At 63.8% G+C, this 17,659-nt stretch carries 16 protein-coding genes; 8 read left to right on the top strand and 8 right to left on the bottom strand.

Features of this window, described 5'->3' with window-relative positions; all coding sequences use genetic code 11:
- Positions 1-22 precede the first annotated feature (22 nt).
- From AIOL_RS11685 to pobA, 4 genes are all read left to right on the top strand, one after another.
- Positions 23-1,264: a hypothetical protein gene (locus tag AIOL_RS11685; protein ID WP_049643137.1), complete on the top strand. Its 1,242-nt coding sequence runs from the start codon at positions 23-25 to the stop codon at positions 1,262-1,264.
- A 104-nt stretch (positions 1,265-1,368) separates the two neighbouring features.
- Complete coding sequence (locus AIOL_RS11680; RefSeq protein WP_049643136.1) at positions 1,369-2,106, top strand: class I SAM-dependent methyltransferase; 738 nt, start codon at positions 1,369-1,371, stop codon at positions 2,104-2,106.
- Positions 2,103-3,056 (top strand): GNAT family N-acetyltransferase, encoded by a 954-nt coding sequence (locus AIOL_RS11675; RefSeq protein ID WP_235438988.1) that lies wholly within the window; start codon positions 2,103-2,105, stop codon positions 3,054-3,056. The genes AIOL_RS11680 and AIOL_RS11675 overlap by 4 nt, the downstream gene beginning before the upstream one ends.
- A 373-nt stretch (positions 3,057-3,429) precedes the next feature.
- Positions 3,430-4,599, top strand: a complete 1,170-nt coding sequence (gene pobA, locus AIOL_RS11670; protein WP_049643135.1) for a 4-hydroxybenzoate 3-monooxygenase — start codon at positions 3,430-3,432, stop codon at positions 4,597-4,599.
- 189 nt (positions 4,600-4,788) lie between these two features.
- On the opposite strand, the gene AIOL_RS11665 is transcribed toward pobA, so the two are convergent.
- From AIOL_RS11665 to AIOL_RS11650, 4 genes are all read right to left on the bottom strand, one after another.
- Complete coding sequence (locus tag AIOL_RS11665) at positions 4,789-5,277, bottom strand: hypothetical protein (RefSeq protein ID WP_152912500.1); 489 nt, start codon at positions 5,275-5,277, stop codon at positions 4,789-4,791.
- Between the two features lie 43 nt (positions 5,278-5,320).
- The gene (locus tag AIOL_RS11660; RefSeq protein ID WP_152912499.1) at positions 5,321-6,481 is read right to left on the bottom strand and encodes a hypothetical protein; all 1,161 of its coding nucleotides are present in this window, start codon (positions 6,479-6,481) and stop codon (positions 5,321-5,323) included.
- A gap of 90 nt (positions 6,482-6,571) precedes the next feature.
- Positions 6,572-7,813 carry a lytic murein transglycosylase gene (locus AIOL_RS11655; protein WP_152912498.1) on the bottom strand — a complete coding sequence of 414 codons (1,242 nt, stop codon included), beginning with the start codon at positions 7,811-7,813 and terminating at the stop codon, positions 6,572-6,574.
- 114 nt (positions 7,814-7,927) lie between these two features.
- Complete coding sequence (locus tag AIOL_RS11650; protein ID WP_160314472.1) at positions 7,928-9,610, bottom strand: cyclic peptide export ABC transporter; 1,683 nt, start codon at positions 9,608-9,610, stop codon at positions 7,928-7,930.
- Between the two features lie 122 nt (positions 9,611-9,732).
- Between AIOL_RS11650 and AIOL_RS11645 the strand changes: the two genes are divergently transcribed.
- On the top strand, positions 9,733-10,503 hold the full coding sequence (locus tag AIOL_RS11645; protein WP_152912497.1) for a hypothetical protein: 771 nt from the start codon (positions 9,733-9,735) through the stop codon (positions 10,501-10,503).
- A gap of 54 nt (positions 10,504-10,557) precedes the next feature.
- Here AIOL_RS11645 and AIOL_RS11640 read toward each other — a convergent pair whose 3' ends face one another.
- Positions 10,558-11,169 carry a CDP-alcohol phosphatidyltransferase family protein gene (locus tag AIOL_RS11640; protein WP_049643129.1) on the bottom strand — a complete coding sequence of 204 codons (612 nt, stop codon included), beginning with the start codon at positions 11,167-11,169 and terminating at the stop codon, positions 10,558-10,560.
- A gap of 7 nt (positions 11,170-11,176) precedes the next feature.
- On the bottom strand, positions 11,177-12,730 hold the full coding sequence (locus AIOL_RS11635; RefSeq protein ID WP_049643128.1) for a xylulokinase: 1,554 nt from the start codon (positions 12,728-12,730) through the stop codon (positions 11,177-11,179).
- Positions 12,731-12,838: 108 nt separating this feature from the next.
- Between AIOL_RS11635 and AIOL_RS11630 the strand changes: the two genes are divergently transcribed.
- Together AIOL_RS11630 and AIOL_RS11625 are read left to right on the top strand one after the other, a co-directional pair.
- On the top strand, positions 12,839-13,801 hold the full coding sequence (locus AIOL_RS11630; RefSeq protein ID WP_049643127.1) for a stealth conserved region 3 domain-containing protein: 963 nt from the start codon (positions 12,839-12,841) through the stop codon (positions 13,799-13,801).
- Between the two features lie 81 nt (positions 13,802-13,882).
- Complete coding sequence (locus AIOL_RS11625; protein WP_049643126.1) at positions 13,883-14,989, top strand: fatty acid desaturase; 1,107 nt, start codon at positions 13,883-13,885, stop codon at positions 14,987-14,989.
- Here AIOL_RS11625 and AIOL_RS11620 read toward each other — a convergent pair.
- Complete coding sequence (locus AIOL_RS11620; RefSeq protein ID WP_049643125.1) at positions 14,959-16,053, bottom strand: glycosyltransferase family 4 protein; 1,095 nt, start codon at positions 16,051-16,053, stop codon at positions 14,959-14,961. The genes AIOL_RS11625 and AIOL_RS11620 overlap by 31 nt on opposite strands.
- Positions 16,050-16,739: a CDP-alcohol phosphatidyltransferase family protein gene (locus AIOL_RS11615; protein WP_049643124.1), complete on the bottom strand. Its 690-nt coding sequence runs from the start codon at positions 16,737-16,739 to the stop codon at positions 16,050-16,052. The genes AIOL_RS11620 and AIOL_RS11615 overlap by 4 nt, the downstream gene beginning before the upstream one ends.
- Before the next feature lie 84 nt (positions 16,740-16,823).
- Between AIOL_RS11615 and AIOL_RS11610 the strand changes: the two genes are divergently transcribed.
- The gene (locus AIOL_RS11610; RefSeq protein ID WP_049643123.1) at positions 16,824-17,570 is read left to right on the top strand and encodes a phosphocholine cytidylyltransferase family protein; all 747 of its coding nucleotides are present in this window, start codon (positions 16,824-16,826) and stop codon (positions 17,568-17,570) included.
- Positions 17,571-17,659 lie beyond the last annotated feature (89 nt).

Raw genomic sequence — 17,659 nt, 5'->3', positions numbered from 1 at the left:
CGAACGGAGCACACACCCAGACATGTCCGGCAAGAATGCCTTCTCAGATTGTGTGATCCTTGGCGATGGTTTCTCCGCGCATCTCGCCGCCATCGCCATGGCCCCGCATTTGCGGGTCACTCATCTGGTGGGGCCGGGCCGCGATGTCGAGCATCCCAAAGGGCCGGACGATATGAATGGGCATCGCGCCCACAGCCACATCTTTCTGCCCAGGCTCGAGGTCGAGTTGCGAAAGATCAATCCTGCGATCCTAGATCGTTTCGCCAAACATGCGCTGCAATTCACCCCCGGGTCCAAGCGGCTTACCGGGGACGTGCCACAGGAATGCCGCCGTCTGTTCGCCACCCGTTGGCAGACCGACAGCGCGCTTTTGGAATTGTTTGGCGAAACTGTCGGCCTAGCGAAAACCCAAACCCAAATCCAAGGCGCTGCCCTGAAAGCCGGTTCGATCCGGCAACTTGACCTTCAGGATAACGCCCCTCTGTCGGTTCAAGAAGACACGCTTGTCATTGATGCGATGGGCGGTAACTCACCGCTAATGTCCGACCTGCTCGTCCAGACGGGCGCCGGTGTTGATCAGCCCAGTAACGTGGTCTACGTCACCCAATTCTTCAGATTGGATCAGCCGTCATCAAAGGGTCTGCCTGACCCGCTGATCGAATGCGGGCATGATTTTGGGGCGCTGTACATGACCCTTTATCCGGCTCAGGGCGGATGGTTCTCGCTGACTTTGGCGATACATGCCGAGCACCGAGACCTGGTGCGAAAGTTCCGCGAACCCGATGCCTTTCTTGAGCTCGCCAACTCTCATCCAAAGGCGCGCGTTTGGTTAAGCCGTGCCAGGGCCGTGGGGCCAAACCGGATGTTCATCAAGCCCCGGAACCGATGGAACGTTGGGGTTCTGACGGCGGATGGCACGCCGAAAAACTATGTGCCCGTCGGCGATGCGCTCACCTCTATGAACCCGACCCTGGGGGCCAATTGCTCGTTCTCGGCAACCCATATTCGCATTGCTCGGGACTTGGTGCGTGATCGAGTGGCGGATTTTCCCAGTGCCTATGCCGCCCTTGTGACCAAGGAACAATATGCTTTCTTCGAGGGGGCCATCGCAGCCAATGCGCCGCCCAAACCGTTCGTCGCCTACAAAGACGCCCGGCAAAGCCGGTGGGACAAGCGATTGAACCGTACGTTGCGTAAGCTTCGGGGACGCGACAAACCCGGTATACAGAACCTTCTAAAAGAGACATCAAGCCTCAATAGCTAGCATGGCATCCACATATCAGCGATCGTTGAAGAACCTGATGTAACGACGCGCGGTAGTTTGATCGTCCATTGACAGGCTGAGGCAGAAAACCCAAAGAACGAGCCATGGACAAGAGCATTTCGCGCTACACCAAGGACTATAACGACGATTACGGCTTCGAGGCCGAGATGGTGCGATACCGCTGCCAGCTTGTGCAGGAACGCTTGTCTCACTATCGACCGGCCAATGTGATCGAATTGGGATGTGGTCGGGACCTTCAGGCTGCGGCCTACGTGAACGCCGGCGGCCAGTGGGACAGCTGGACCATTGTGGAACCATCTGCGACATTTGCCGAGGTCGCCCGCCAAAGCGGATTGCCGAACCTCAATGTCGTGCAAGGGTTCTTCGAGGAGATCGCGCCAAGCGATTTGGGGGCAGCCGATTTCATTCTCTGTTCTGGGCTCTTGCATGAGGTGCCCGACGCCGACAGTCTGATGTCAGCGATTGCAGCGCGTATGTGCCCGGACACGGTGGTGCACCTAAATGTGCCGAATGCACGCTCAATGCACCGTCAATTGGCCCAAAACATGGGGTTGATCCAGGACCTGACAGAGCTGAGTGCGCGCAATACCACTCTGCAGCAGCCCAGAGTTTATGACTTGGAGCGACTATGCGCCCAGGCGGCAGCCCATGGGTTGCGTGTGACGGAAACGGGCGGGCATCTGGTAAAGCCATTCACCCATGCACAGATGCTGCCGCTCGTCGAAAGCCTGGGGCGTGAGGTAATGGATGGGCTCTATCAGCTGGGGCGCGCGCGCCCCGATCTGGCCAGCGAGATCTTTATCGAGGCGCGCCGGGCGTGAGCACGCCAAACGTCCAAATCCGGCGGTTTGAACATGGCGCCGACGACGCAACCTGGAACGCATTTGTTGCGGGCGCATCGAACGCCACTTTCCTGCATGATCGACGTTTCATGGACTACCACCGGAACCGTTTTGAAGATCACTCGATGCTCTTTGAGGCTGACGGCAAGCTCGTCGCGCTCTTGCCTGCCAACCTTTCTGGGAAGACTCTGAACTCTCACGGCGGGTTGACCTATGGCGGGTTGCTTGTGGCACCAAATACGAAAGCATCGACCGTGCTCGACGTGATCGAGGCGCTGGAACATGACATGCGAACGCGCGGGATCGAGCAACTGATCTACAAGCCGAGCCCGCATATCTTCCACGCCCAACCCGCGGAAGCAGATATCTATGCGTTGGTGACATCCGGTGCTCAGCTTGTCCGCTCAGATCTGGGCTCGGCCATACCTGTGCCCCGTCGGCTGCCAATGAGCGGCGGGCGCAAGGATGGCATTCGCAAGGCGCGCCGAGCCGGGATCAGCGTCTCTGAAAGCAAGGACTTGGCAAGCTTCTGGGACATCCTGACAGAGGTTCTAGACACGCGTCACGGGGCCACCGCGACCCACAGCCTTGATGAGATCATTCTCTTGCAGTCCAGTTTCCCAGACCAAATCCGTTTGTTTGCGGGTTTCAACGGCGAGCAGATGTTGGGCGGTGCTTTGATCTTTGACTGCGGTACGGCGGTCCACACACAATACATGGCTAATTCACTGGCCGGGCGCGATCTGGGCGCGCTGGATTTGGTGATAGAAACGCTGCTGAGTGACGTTTATGCGGACCGCGATTGGTTCAGCTTTGGGATCTCCACCACGGATCGCGGGCGCACTGTGAACCATGGTTTGGCCCGCCAAAAAGAGATGTTTGGCGCCCGCAGCATCGCGTTTCAGCAGTACGAGTGGGACATCCGCTAGCACAGCACCGGCCTTGCTTTGGCATGGGGCTGGCTCAATTCAGAGGAAGAGGACCCCGTTGGAGAGCCCCAATCGGGCAGTCCGGGGTGGTGGTTAGTGCATGGTTGGCCACTGGTCCATTGGCACGATGCTTTCTGGTGCTGGCGGTCGGTATCCCACAGCGCCGTGAGGCCTGACCGTGTTGGAGTGGACACGTCATTGTTGGATCAGGTGGCGCGCGGGGGGCCTTGCCGGGGCCATGAGCCCAGCATCCGAGCCTTTTCTAATGCGGTCCACGGCAATTGAATGGCAATCGCGCCGGTTCGCGGCCTGGGTGGCATTTACCGAACGCATTGCTTTGCTATGCTCGCACAAACAAACAGGAGACGCAGGAATGCGGACGCAGGTCGCGATCATTGGGGGCGGTCCCTCGGGGCTACTTCTCAGCCAGATACTGAACCAGGCGGGTGTGGAAACCGTGGTGCTGGAACGCGCCACGCGAGAACATGTGCTTGGGCGCATTCGCGCGGGCGTGCTGGAGAGCGGCACCGTGGCCACCCTGCGCGCGGCGGGGCTGGGCGACCGGCTGGACCGCGAAGGGTTCTATCACGAGGGCTGCTTTCTGACCGATGGCGACCTCTCGATCCCGATCGAGCTGGACAAGCTCACGGGCAGGGGCGTGACGGTGTACGGCCAGACGGAGGTGACCCGCGATCTCTACGAGGCCCAGGACGCGATGGGCACGACGATCGTGCATGGCGTCGAGGATGTCGTCATCCAGGAGGCCACGGGCACCGCGCCCTTCGTGGAGTACACGCTGAAGGGCGCGCGCCACCGCCTGGATTGCGACTATGTGGCGGGCTGCGACGGGTTCCACGGGGTCAGCCGCAAGACCATCCCCGAAGACAAGCGCCAGGAGTTCGAGCGCGTCTATCCCTTTGGCTGGCTGGGCGTGCTGTCCAAGACGCCGCCGGTGAGCCATGAGGTGATGTATTCCAACTCGCCGCGGGGCTTCGGGCTGTGCTCGATGCGCAACGCAGAACTTAGCCGCTACTACATCCAAGTGCCCGTGGGCACCGACCCCAACGCCTGGTCCGACGATCAGTTCTGGGAGGAGCTCTCGCTGCGCCTGCCCAAGGAGACCGCCGACAGGCTGGTCACCGGACCGTCCGTCGAGAAATCCGTGGCGCCGCTGCGCAGCTTTGTGTCCGAGCCCTTGCGCTGGGGGCGGCTGTTCCTTGTGGGGGACGCGGCACATATCGTGCCGCCGACCGGCGCGAAGGGGCTGAACCTGGCGGTCTCAGATGTGTACTACCTCTCCGAGGCCCTGATCGACGCCCTAAAGAGCGGCAACGAGACGGGTATCGATGGCTATTCCGACCGCGCCCTAAACCGGATCTGGAAGGCGATGCGCTTTAGCTGGTCGATGACAACCATGCTGCACCAGTTTGAGGGCGAGAGCCCCTTTGAGGCGCAGATGCGGCGGGCCACGCTGAACCACCTGTCGCGGTCAGAGACCGCGCGCAAGGACTTGGCCGAGAACTATATCGGCCTGCCGTACTAGGGCGTTTCGCTTCTAAATTGAGGCATCACGTTGAAAGCAAACACGCACATCATAGCTCGGTTCCGCCGCATTTCGCCTGAAAATCTGATTCAGGTCCCTCGCGATCCGCTGTAGGACCTGTGGCCAATCACCACGCATCACTGGCGCGGCTCGCCGCGGCGGACTGATCTCTACGACGTGGAGTAGCGATCAGTCCGTCGCCGCCGCATCCTTGCGCCCATAAAGCGTCCAAAGCTCTGACTGGTCCAGGATCTCGAAACGCTCCAAAAGCCCCGGCCCATATGTTGTCTGTATAAAGCGGAGCGCCCTTTGGTTGGTCGCGACAAAGGGCTCCATCACGTAGTCGACGCCGCCGAAGAAATCCGCGTCCGAGATATGGCCCGCCTCCGCCGCTGACAAGTTGCGCCCGGCATGCATCCAGTTGTAGCCGCCCTTGCGCCGCGGCAGGTCAAGCACCATCGGGAACGGGTTGGAGTAGTCAAAGCTCATGACGGTGGCATCCGTGACCGCGTTGCGGCGCAAAAGGGCCTCGCCATCGGCAAGAAGCGCGATGTATTCGGCGCCGAACCTCAGCCCCCATGTCTGGTAATCGCCCGGTTCGGCGGTGAGGTCGGCGGTGTTGCGCCGGTCGCCTTGGCGCGCCGCGTCCAGATTGCCAAGGCTGTTGCGTTGAAACACCACGCCTTTGATGCCAGAAAGCTCGACCTGAACAAGCTCAGGATCAAACCGCGATTGCGTGTAGCGCAGCCCGGCCTTTATCCAGTCTAATCGACGGGGTGCTCAGGAACACGGCCATCAGGCCGAGCCCGATCAGGCGGGCACCAAGTCCAGCATCAGCCTGCCGCGCGATATGGCGGTCGGCATAGACGAACCCCACCAGAAAGAGCGGCATCACCAGGCTTTGGAAGTTTTGCGCCAGGATCAGCACGCCGCCCGAAATCAAGAACACCAGCAGCAGCCCATCGCGCGGGTCCGCGCGCCGTGTCAGGGCCGCCACCGCGAAGGCGGTCACCACCAGCGCGATGTCCTTGATGTTGTCCACCAGAATGAAGTCAATGCGCGGCGCCAAAACACCGGAGGCCGCAATCGCCATGCGCAGATCCGTGGCATAGGCGGGCAGGAGTGCGGGCCAAAGCAGCCAAACGATAAGCCCCCCAGCCGGGATCACAAGCAACGCCAGCAACGCCGCGCGCAGACGTGCGCCGCCATAGATCAGCATTAGCGCAGGAACGCCAAGGCCGACCGCGAAATAACTCAACTTCAGGAACGCCAGCGCCAGCAGTAAGACTCCGGCCATAAGGCCCTGCGAAATCGCATCGAAACGACGCGCTTGCAATGGCGAGATCAAAGCCAACCCAAGCACTGTCAGTATGGCCCAGCCCCAGCGGTTGTAATGCATCGCCGCGGTGACCGCGTTGCCGTCCTCGCCGGTGTTCAGCGGCACGACGCAAAGGCAAAGGATCGCGAATAAAAACAGTATCGAGGTCAGGGGATGTGCGCGCCGGGCCAAAAGAATGGCCGCATTCGGCCCCAAGAGCAGGGCAAGCAGCACGGAACCGGCCTCGACCGACCCGCCATAGCTGCCCGTCCACAGATACCCAGCATAGGGCCCCAGATATCCCAACACGCCCAGCGGCGTGCTGAAATCGACATGCGGGATCTGCCCCGCCGCCAGGCGGTGGATGCCATCATAAATGATGAAGGTGTCGTGGGTGTAGTCATGCAGGAAGCTATGGCCGGACGCAAAGAGCAGCGCCGCCGCGGCCAGCATCGCCGCTGTCGCAAGCCACACCCAGGCCGGGTTGGGCAAGCTCGGCTGCGCCGACGGGCCATCTCGGCGCGAGCGCCGCGCCGTCAGTTCTTTGAGGCCTGCAGATGTCACTTTATCCGCCATATACGCGCGATATCCCAACCTGGCGGGGGCTAAAAGGCCTCATGGGTTAACGCGCGGCTCTGCGCTGACCTCTGCGGATCAAAGCGCGGCAAGCAGGGCGCGCGATGGCAGGCCAGTCACCGCCAGCCCGGCTTTGCGCTGGTAGGCCTCAATGGCGGCGAGTGTCTTTTTGCCGATCACCCCATCCACCGTGCCGATCTCGTATCCCTTGGCGGCAAGGCGGTTTTGCAGGCGGAGGCGGTCCTGCAATGTCAGCCCGTATTCATCAGGCCCGAAGGAGGCCGAGAAACCGGGCCGCCCCGCAAGCCGGTCCGACAGATGCCCGACCGCGATGACATAGTTATCGGCGTTGTTGTAGCGCCGTATCGCGTTGAAATTCTTGGTGATCAGCAGGGCTGGGCCCACATCTCCGGACGGTCGGATAAGACCCGCGCTGCCGCTCTTTGGCAGGCGCTCGCCCCGCACGCCGCGAATGCCGGATGCGGTCCAATCCGCAAAGCTGCGCCAAGTTGCGGATTTCGACGAGCTTGGCGCGCGCATACCGGTGGGCAGGCGCACCTCATAGCCCCAACGTGGGCCGCGGACCCAGCCGGATTTCGCCAGATAATTCGCGGTCGAGGCCAGCGCATCGGTGGGATCCTCGGCCCAGACGTCCCGCCGCCCATCGCCGTCAAAGTCGACCGCAAAGCCCTCAAACGTGGTGGGGATGAACTGGGTGTGCCCCATAGCGCCGGCCCAGGACCCGACCATCTTGTCCTGGGTGGTGTCGCCGCGCTGCAGGATGCGCAGAGCCGCCAGCAGCTGGCCCTCAAAGAAGCGCGCGCGGCGGCTGGCAAAGCCAAGCGTGGCCAGTGACGAGATTGTCGGGAAATCCCCGCGCAACGTGCCATAGCGGGTCTCAACGCCCCAAATCGCTGCCATCACCTCTGGCGGGACGCCAAAGCGATCCTCGATTCCTGCCATCGCCTTGCCCGCGCGGCGCAGCGCTGCGCGCCCGCCGGCGAGGCGCTCCTGGGATGTGGCAATGGCCACATAATCCTCCAGCGTGCGGCGCTTGTGAAACTGGTTCTGATCGCGCTCGATCACGCCCGGCAGATAGGCGGCGCCGCGCAGGGCCCGGTTCAGCACCTGCTCTGAGATACCTTGCGCCGCGGCCCGGGCTCGAAACCCAGTCAGCCAGGCGTCAAATTGCGGCGAGGCGGCGGGTCGCAAAGCCGGATTGCCGCGCGCCGATGTCGATGGAACCGAGCCGCCGCCCGCGCAGCCAGACAGCAGCGCCGCGGTTGCGCCGATGGAAAAGCTTCGACGGGTTAAGTTCACGATATAATCCATTTATAAATAACGCTTTTTATCCTATGCACATCCGACGTCGCCGCCCAGGTCCCATTCACCTTAGCGATGTTTCGCGCGACCGGCTATCCCGGCCCGCATAGCTTAGCCCGTTTTGGCGGGCTTTTGCATCTCGTCCGAGATGATCTTGCCATCGGCCATCCGGATCAGCCTGTCCGCCTTGTCAAAGCAATGCTCGTCATGGGTCACGGCAACCACGCAATGACCATCCGCGGCCAGGCGGGGCACCAAGACGTCGTAGAAGAAGGCCCGCCGGGCGGGGTCCTGGTCGGCGGCGAATTCGTCCAATACAATTACGGGGCGCTCCTCGGCCAAAGCGATGGAGAGCGCCAAGCGCCGCATCTGCCCGGTGGACAGCGCGAGGTTAGAGAACTCTTCCTCCTCAAGCGCCACCCCTTCGGACAGGCCCATCTCGGCAATATGCTCCAGGAGGCGTTCCCGCTCCTGCGCGTCCAGACCGTAGAGCCGCTTGAACATATAGAATTCGCTAAATACGGCGGCAAAAACGCTGCGGTAATCGCTTATCGTTTCGGGGGTGACCGGCGTGCCGTCGATCAAGATCTCGCCTTCATCCGGATGCCGCAGACCGGTCAGCAGCTGCAGCAGGGTGGACTTGCCCATGCCGTTTCCGCCGGTGATGAAGACGGATTGCCCAGGCACAAGCGTCAGATCCACCGGACCAAGGGTAAAGCTGTCCTTGGCAGAGGCGTTGTCGCCCACGTCGCGGGTCAGATGCACCGTTGCGCCGCGAAGCTCGATGGATTTAAAGCCCGCGCGGTGATCAACGCCGGGCTTTGCGCCGTCTTGTACCTCGGCGTTGCGGGACAGACCGTCCTCGAGATCGCGGAAGATGCGAAACGAGACGCCCGCGCGTGCGATCTGGGGCAAATCGCCGATCATCGTCTCAATCGGCGTGAAGCTGAACAGGACCAGCGTTAGGATCTGCAGGATTGTGACGCTGTCGGCCCCCGCCAGAAGCGGCAGCACGGTCACGATAGAGATCAGCAGCGCGGCGAGGGCGCCGCTGGCGCTGATCTGGCCATAGCTGTAGTGGCGCTCGGCGGTGACGGTCAGCCGCTGCGCCTCTTTCACCTGCGTCTCAATGCGCTGTGAGATGTCGTGGCGGCGGGCGCGGCGCAGGCGCAGCTCTTTGTAGCCGCGCAGCAGGTCATGCACCGAGTTGTGGTAGGCGACCGTGGCCTCGTGGCTCTTCTTGACGGCGCGCGTTGCGGGGCCCTCGGTCGCAAAGAACGCACCCACGCCAACCAGCAGAGCAATCACCGTGGCCAGCACCGAGGCGGGCAACTGCCACAGCATATAGCCAAGCATAAAGAGCAACAGCAGTACTGCCTGCGAAATTTCCGCAACCTTTATAGTAGTTTGCGCGACGCTGTTCACATGTCCGGTCGAGCCGTGATAAATCTGGCCGTAGTCGCGGTTCTGGAAGAACCCGACATCCGCCGCCAGGATGCGCCCAGCCATGCGGGTGCGCATCTTCAGGGCCAGGCGCTGCACGACGTAGACGCCGGTCATCTTGGCCCAATGGGAGGTCGCAAGCATCACCGCGCTCGCCGCAAGCAGGGCTGCAAACAGCCAGATGTCGGGCCCACCCCGTGCGGCGGTCTCGTTGATGAGGAAGATAAGCGCCGTGCGGCTCGCGGATGCGAGCACAACGAAAACAAAGACCGGGCTGCGCAGCAGGTCGCTCTCCCGCAGGATATAGCGCAGAAGATCCCGTGTGGTGGAAGTGACGTTTTCGTCTGCCAAAATGCTTCCCTTGTTACCCGGCCAATGCGGCAGGCCCATGCCGCTGAAATCATATCAGTATATGGCGGTCAATCGCACAAACGGGGGTGACGGGGCTTGCGAAGGGCCATAAAACCGCACCCATGGTTGATGGAACGGCAAGCACAAGCCACGACAGAAGCGGACGCGTCCCGCGCATTATCGTGCTTGCGGCGGTTTTGAACGGCGCGGCCTTCGTGGTTGTGAATTTCTGGATCTACTACGCCCGCGCATGGTTCATTGAGACCCACCGCGAGGTCTATTTCGAGCCGCCAACCATCAGCCGGGCCATTACGCCGGAGTTCATCGGGCAGGTATTCTCGGTATGGATCACCCTATCTGCGGTGTGCCTGTCGGTGGGGGTGAGCCTTTTGGTGCTGCACTATGTGCGGATCGCCCGCGCATTGCCCGATACGGGGTCCGATCTGCGGCGCCTGTTTGGTCTGACGGCCTGTGGCATCGCGCCCTTGCAGGTCCTCTCGGGGGTGGGAATGGTGGTTCTTAGCCGGTATCGCGGCGCGGAATTCAGCGAAATGCACATGATGGGCAGCTACATGTTTTTTGTCAGTCAAGCGCTGATTAACGCCCTGTATTTCAACCTTAACCGAGCCCTGCTGCGCGCCCCCGTGGAGCTTGCAGCCCTGGAACGGGACGGTTTGTTGCGTAGGTTCTGGGTGCGTGTGCGTTACGTATTGAGTTTGATCGCCATTGCGCTCACCCTTGCATATCTCGGATTATTTCTGGCCAAAGACGTCTGGAGCTTTGATCAGGCCCCGCAGCTGCATCTGATCTACGCACTTACGGAACCGGCGCTGATCTCAACCTTTCTTTTCGTGCTTCTAACGGCGCATGTCGATAAGTTGCGGCGCCGTTAACGACACAGGGTATGGGGCCCGGCGCTCGAGCGACGAAGCCGGCGCGCATTCCCGCTAGGGCTTGTCTGCGTCGACGGCCGCCAGAAGGGCGGCGGCCCGGCGCATCCGTTGCAGCGCCGTGAAATGGCAAAGCGCCGCGTAGAGCGCCAATCCGCTCGCCAGAAGCCAATCCGCGCCGGTCACCCCCACCAGGACCAGCATCACGCAAAGGTAGATGACGCGCTCCAGCCGCTCAAAGAGGTCCGGCCAGGCGGCGTTGTCCACGGGCACCTCAATGGCTGTGCGCGCCTTGGCGTAGCTCGTCAGCATCGCCCCAGAGAAGCCCAGAAGCGCCAGGGCCCAATGCCCGCTGACCCAAGCGATCGCGCCAAGCACGACCAGCTCTTGGTAGCGGTCCACCATCGCATCAAAATACCCGCCGAGCTTCGTCATCATGCCGCGTTGGCGTGCCACCGCGCCGTCGAGCGCGTCAAAGGCGAAGGCCACCGCCAGGGTGAGGCCAAAGACCCAGGCGCTCTGATGGAGAAGATACGCGCCGGAGGCCAGCAAGATAAGCGCCAACCCCGCCGCCGTCACTTGGTTTGGCGTAAGACCCGCGCGCACCAGCGGCTGCGCCATGCGCTCCCATAATGGGTCGATAACGTCCTTCATCAGCCCGTCGATCATGGCGCGGCTAGCCCCCTTTTTTGTATAGCTTCACCAGCCCGGTGCGTATGGTCGATAGGCGTTCGTAGCGCTCGCGCATCATAGCGACCCGCGCGGGGTCGGGCAGGTAGGTGGGACCCTCGCGGCCGTTGACCACCTTGGCGGCCTCCCAGGGCGTCTCATACCATTTCAGCGCCGGCGCGGCCATCGAGGCGGCCCCCAGCACACCGCTCATGCGCGCATATCCGACCGCAATCGGGCGGTTCAGCGCGTCCGAGAGCGCCTGTGCCAGATGCGGGTTCTGCGCCGCGCCCCCCACCAGCGGTATGGTGCCATCGCTGCGGGCGTCGCGCTCGGCGGCGACTTTTTCAAAGGCCCAGCGCGTGTTTAGGGCGACGCCTTCGATCACGCTGCGCTTGATCTCCTTTAGGCCGTGGCGCAGCGCCAGGCCTATGAAGGCGCCGCGCAGGCGCTCGTCGTCGACGGGCACGCGCTCGCCCGAGAGCCAAGGCACAAAGAACGGATCATCCAGCTCGGGCGCACCGTAATCGTCGTAGAACTCCTCTAGGCCTTCACCGGCGTCGCGTTGGCGGGGGTCGAACCCCTCGGCCAGCCAATGCAGCGCGGCCCCTGCGTTCTCCTGCGTCGCGATCAGCAGCGGGCGAAAGCCCAGCGATGACGTGATCGTGGCGTAAGAGGACGAAACCGACAGCACCCGGCGCTTGAAGAAGCCGCTGACCCAGCTTGAGGTCGACAGGCAGATATGCAGCGCGCCGTCATCCACCGCGCCAGAGCCCAGCGCCGTGGCCGTGACGTCTCCGCCGCCCGCAACGACGGGCGTGCTGGCGCGCAAGCCAAGCTGCGCCGCGGCCGCCTGTGTCAACGCGCCCACGACCGAGCCGCCATCCACAATCGGTGGCAGCTTCTCCAGGTCCAGCCCGACGCGCTTTGCCAGGGCGGTCGACCAGCCCTCGCGCCCCGGGCGGGTGTCCATCAGCCAGGTCAGGTTCGCGCTGTCCGCGGTTGTCGCAAAAGCGCCCGTCGCGCGGTGCACCAGCCAGTCCTTCACATCCAGAAGATATGCGGAATTCTCGTAGACGCGCGGCTCGTTCTGCTTGATCCACAGCATCTTTCCGATCGGGTCCATGCCGTTATGGCTTGGGGCGCCATTGGCCACCGGCAGCCATCGCGCAAGGGTGCCCAACCCGTAGCCAGAGACACGCGGCCAGCCGCCCAGCACGTTCTGCATCAGCGGGGCAGAGCGCTTGTCGAGCCAAACCAAGGCGGGGCGTAGTGCTGCGCCATTGGCATCGGCGCAAACGAGCCCGGCCATCTGCGCGCAGAACACCATCGCCTGGCAGCGCGTGGCAAGATCTGGCACCTCCGCGGAAAGCCGCCCGACGCCTCTTGCGAAGCCGGCCCACCAATCTTCAGGCAGTTGCTCGGCCTGGCTGGGACCCGGCAGGTGAAGCGGGTAGGGCTCTACTGCGCGGGCAACAAGGTGCATGTCGCCGTCCACAACGCCGATCTTCACCCCGGACGTGCCGAAATCTGCGGCGATGATCAGATCGGTCTTTATCATTTAATCCCCAATGCCTTTTGTGGCGGTTCTGCCCAATGCCATGCGTGAAGGCAAGCACCCGGCTTGCAAAGCGTCGCCCACTGGCCGAAGACAGCGCGAGGGGGCGCCATGACCGACGCTGAATTCGATGTGGTATACACTTGGGTGGATGACAGCTTTCCGGGCTACCTGGACGAGCTGAACCGCTACTCAGCGGACAAGCGCGACCTCAACCCCAACCGCACGCGGGATAATCTGGACCTGATCCGCTATTCGATGCGTTCGGTGGCCAAGCACCTGCCGCAGGCGCGCCGGATCTACCTGCTGACCTGCCGGCCGCAGGTGCCGCCCTGGCTGGACGCCGCGCATCCAAAGATCCGCGTCGTGCACCATGACCAAGTCATGGCGCCCGAGATCCTGCCGACCTTCTCTAGCTTTGCGATTGTCAGCCACCTGCACATGCTGCCCGGTCTGGCGCGGCGGTTTGTGTATTTCGAGGACGACTTTCTGGCCAATTCCAACGCCCTGCTGGGCGCTTTGCTGGCCGAAGATGGGCGCGCCATTGTCAATCTCGGGCGGCATTGGATCCTGCCGCAAGACAAGCTTAACCCCGCGACGTCAAGCCCCTGGAACCTGGCGCTGGCGCATGCGGATGCGGTGCTCTCGCAGCGGTTCGGGCCGGGCCCGCGGCGCCAGGTCCTGCATGGGCCGCAGATGTTTGACCGCGAGGCCATGGCGGCGATCGCGTCGGACTATGACGATCTCTTTGCCGCGACGCGGAATGCGCGCTTTCGGGCGGGCGACGGCGTGCCGCCCGAGGTGTTCGTGCCGCTTGTGATGGCCGCGACAGGGGCGGCCCAGCTGGCGCCGATGGAAGACGCCCGGCGCGTCGAGGGCTATGCCAGCCTAGAGAACTTCCTGCCCTGGACCTGGGCGCAGCTCAAACGCCTGGACCTGCGGCGCCCGCTGAGCATCGCGTTGAATGACAGCTTTGGCGCGCGGCCCAACCCGCGGGTGGAGCGCCTGGTGCGTGGCTGGCTGCAGGCCAAGTTCCCGGACGCCGCGCCCTGGGAGAAGACCCACCCTGCCTGAGGGGCTCGGAAGGCGCGACACGGCCTCTCTTCCTCTTGCGCCGTGGCGCCGCTATGGTCGCCAAAGACAAACAGGACGATCATGGACCAGTCCCCCAGCCAGCTCCCCTCCGGCGGAAAGAAAGCCGGGATCTCGCCGCAGGCGCGGCGCCATAATGACTTGCGGCGTCAGGCGATTGCCGCCCATCCCGAGCTAAAGGAGGTCTCGGGCGCCGATCCGCGCACCGTGTTTGCGTTGCCCGTGATCCTTGCGGCGCATTGGGGCATGGCCTGGGCGGTCTCGGGCGCGCCGATCTGGGTGATCTTCATCGCCGCCTTCTTTTGGGGTCAGATCGCGATCCACGCCGCCGGATCGCTGGTGCATGAGACCGCGCATAAGCTGATATTTCGCGCCGAGCGCCCCAAGCTTTTGTTCGATCTCGGGCTCGAATGGATCCTGGGTAGCTACGGCAAGCAGCTGACCTACCAGCACGAGCACATCACCTCGCATCACCCATTCATCGGCGATTACGAGCGCGACTATGAGCACGAGGACATCTGCGCCTTCCAATCGCGGATGCAGCTGCGCCACGACAACCCCATCATCCAGCGCCTGCTGACGGGTCTGACGCTTGTGATCCACGGCCTGCCGCTTGGGTTCCTGATCGGGGACGAGGTGCTGCCGCGCATGAATGCCTGGATCTCTGGTCGCCCGCAGAAGGACCCCGAGCGGGTGATCGAGGCCACCAGGCCGCCACGCTGGCAGGTGCGCGTGTTCATCGCGGCGTCGCTGGCGTCGAACATCATGCTGCTGCTGCTATTCGGGCCCTGGGCGCTGCTCTATCACCTGTGGGCGCTGTCGCTTTTCCTGGGCAAGCTCGGGATCTGGAACCTGGGCCAGTCGCTGTCAGAGCATGAGGGCACGGATGACACCGCGCCCAGCCGCTCGACCTATGGTTGGATCAACCTGCCGCTCTTCAACACCGGCTATCACAACGAGCACCACACCTTCCCTAACGTGGCCTGGACCCGGTTGCCAAAGCTGACGCGCACTGCACCGGAGGTGTTCGATATCCGCGCCGAGAAGAGCTATTTTGGCTATTGGCTGGACCATATCCGGGGTGATTTTACCGCCAGCCGGGGCTCGCCATTGCACGATGAGGATAACGCGGAGCGCTGTCAGGGGCGCGCAGAGAGGACCTCTGTGTAGAGCCTGACATAGTCGGGCGCTGCAAGGGTTACATCGGCGGGGATTGCTTCTTTTAAGGGCGCGCGACCCTGCGGGCCGCGATCCTGTGACATCAGGCTGATCAGCTTATCGGCAAGCGCGTCCGGGTCCCCTGGGGGGGCCAAAAGCTCCTGCCGGTTGCGCAGCACATGGCTGTAGCCCGCATTCGCAGCCGCAACCGGGGTGGCCCCAGCCGCCATCGCCTCTGCCAGCACCAGCCCGTAGCTCTCGCCGTAAGGGGCGGGGGCGACGAAATACTCTGCCTGTGCCATCAGTTGCACGGCCTCGGCGTCGCTGGGGCGCCCGGCATAGGTGACGCCGGCGATGGCGCGCAGCTCATCGTGCATTGGGCCTTCGCCTGCGAGTGTTAGGGTCGCGCCTGGTATCGCGGCGGCGACCCTTGGCCAGGCCCTCAGCAGCACATCCAGCCCCTTGCGGGGCTCCAAGCGGCCAAGAAACAGGCAGCTTTGTGGGGTGGCCTCCGTGCGGGCCGCCATATGCGCATTGAGGTCCACCGCGGGCGGCAGCACCTGCGCCTGCAGCCCCGGCACCAGCCGCTCTAGCATCGGCAGCGGCGCGGGCGAGGGCACCACCACGCGCGCGGCGCGGTTCAGGTGGCGGCGCGCCGACCAGCGGATGTATCGGTCCACCAAGCCAGGCGCTTCGGCCTCGGGGAGCGTCGCGTGGATGGTTGTCACCACCGGCAGCCGGAGCGCGCGGATCATCTGCCCGGCCAGTGCGGGGGTCCAAGGCGTGTGCGCATGCACCAGATCGGCGCCCCAGTCGCGCAGCTCTTGGGCCAGGCGCCGCGCCGCCCAGGGCGCGGCAAGGCTGACTTCGAACCCGGTGCCATGCACGCCGATCATGCGCGCGCAGCCGATCTCGGTCACGGAGCCTCTTTGGCGCGGCGCCTGCCCAGGGGAGGGCGGGGCAATGATGCGCGTTTCATGCCCGTTTTCGTTGAGCCAGGCGGACAGGTCGCGCACATGGCGCTGCACCCCGCCGGGGCGGTCCATCGCATAGGGGCAAAGCTGGACGATCCTCATTCTCGCAAGAGCGGCGCGAGCCCCTCGGCAATGTCCAGGAGCCCATAGAGCAGCAGGAAGCCAACCGCCCAGGGCAGGCCGGCCCCGGCGAGCGCTAGGAACGGCAGCAGGCCCGATATGCCGCCCAGGATCAGGCTTGCCAGGCCAACGGGACCGCCGACAGGGGCAGGGGCTTCATCGGCGTGACTGCCCAGCCGGTCGCGCACCACCCGCGCCATCAGCCGCGCCCACGCGGCCCCGGCGGCCAGGGCGGTCCAGGCGTGGCCCGTCTCCATCACCCGATCCGCCAGGATGCCGATCGACACGTAAAGCAGCGCCCATTGCGCCATATCCACGAGGAAATCCATGTCGCCGCCGCGCGCGCTGGCTTGGCCGGTCGCGCGGGCCAGCGTGCCGTCAGAGCAGTCCAGGATCTGGAACAGCATGCCCGTCAGCGCAACGCTCCACGGCGCGAACCACATGGGCCCAAGCCAGGCCTGCAGCGGCATTGTCAGCGCCAGCGCCAGGGCGATCAGCGTGACCGCGCTGGGGCGCAGCCCGCATTGCGCGAACACCCAGGCCAGCGCGATACCGGGGCGGCGATAGAGCAGCGCCATCGCCCAGTTGCCGCGCCACTCAGCCGCCGCCGCCGGTCCGCGCAAATCCGCCGAGAAGCTGGCAAAATCCTGACCCTTTGGCGCCGTCACCCGCGTCCTCCATGTTGAAGCCCGTGCCCTGGTAGCATAGCTTGCGCGTAACTTACGAGCGCTCTTCATCATGTCGAGGTCCCAATGTCTGAATTCACCGCACTGATCCTTGCGGCGGGGCTTGGTCTGCGCATGGGCCCCCGTGGCAAGCTGGTGCCTAAGGGCCTGATCGAGATGGGCGGGCGCGCGCTGGTGCCGCAATCGGTGGACACGCTCCGCCGCGCGGGCGTGACGCGCATCGCGGTGGTGACGGGGCACCTGGCCGAGCAGTACCAAGAGGTCTTTGCCGGGACCGACATCCAGATCATCCACAACCCTGACTACGCCACGACCGGCAGCCTGCGCACCCTGGCGACGGGGCTGGCGGCCTGCGCGGGCCCGGTGCTGATCCTGGAGAGCGATCTGGTTTATGCGCCGCAGGTCCTGACGGGCTTGGAGCCGTCCCGCAACAGCTTTACCGTCTCGGGCCCGACGCAGGCTGGTGACGAGGTCTACACCTGGGTGCGCGACGACCGGCTGATCGAGATCTCGAAGGATCGGAACGCGCGGCCAGAGCCGCCCCTGGGCGAGATGATCGGGATCACCGCCCTGACGGCGGCGGCGACCAGCACGATGCAAGGTGTCGCGCAGCGGGTGCTAGCCGAGGCGCCTGAGGCGCATTACGAGCAAGGACTGGTTGCCCTGGCGCAAGAGGTCGAGATCGCGTGCCCCTTCCTTGGGGATATCGCCTGGGCCGAGGTCGATGACGAGCAGATGCTCGCCCGTGCCCGCGCCGAGGTCTATCCCGCCATTGAGGCCGCGCGCCGTGCCGCTTGGAAGGGCATCGAATAGCGCTAAATGGCGTCGAGCCCTCGTCAAGCTGATTGGATTGGCGAGGCTGCGAACCTGGCGCCTTGCCTTGCGTTGACGGTCCAAGCAGT

Origin of the sequence: Candidatus Rhodobacter oscarellae, from assembly GCF_001078595.1 — a bacterium.
In the GTDB taxonomy this organism is placed as follows: domain Bacteria; phylum Pseudomonadota; class Alphaproteobacteria; order Rhodobacterales; family Rhodobacteraceae; genus Rhodobacter_B; species Rhodobacter_B oscarellae.
This window is presented reverse-complemented; position numbering and strand designations above follow the sequence as displayed.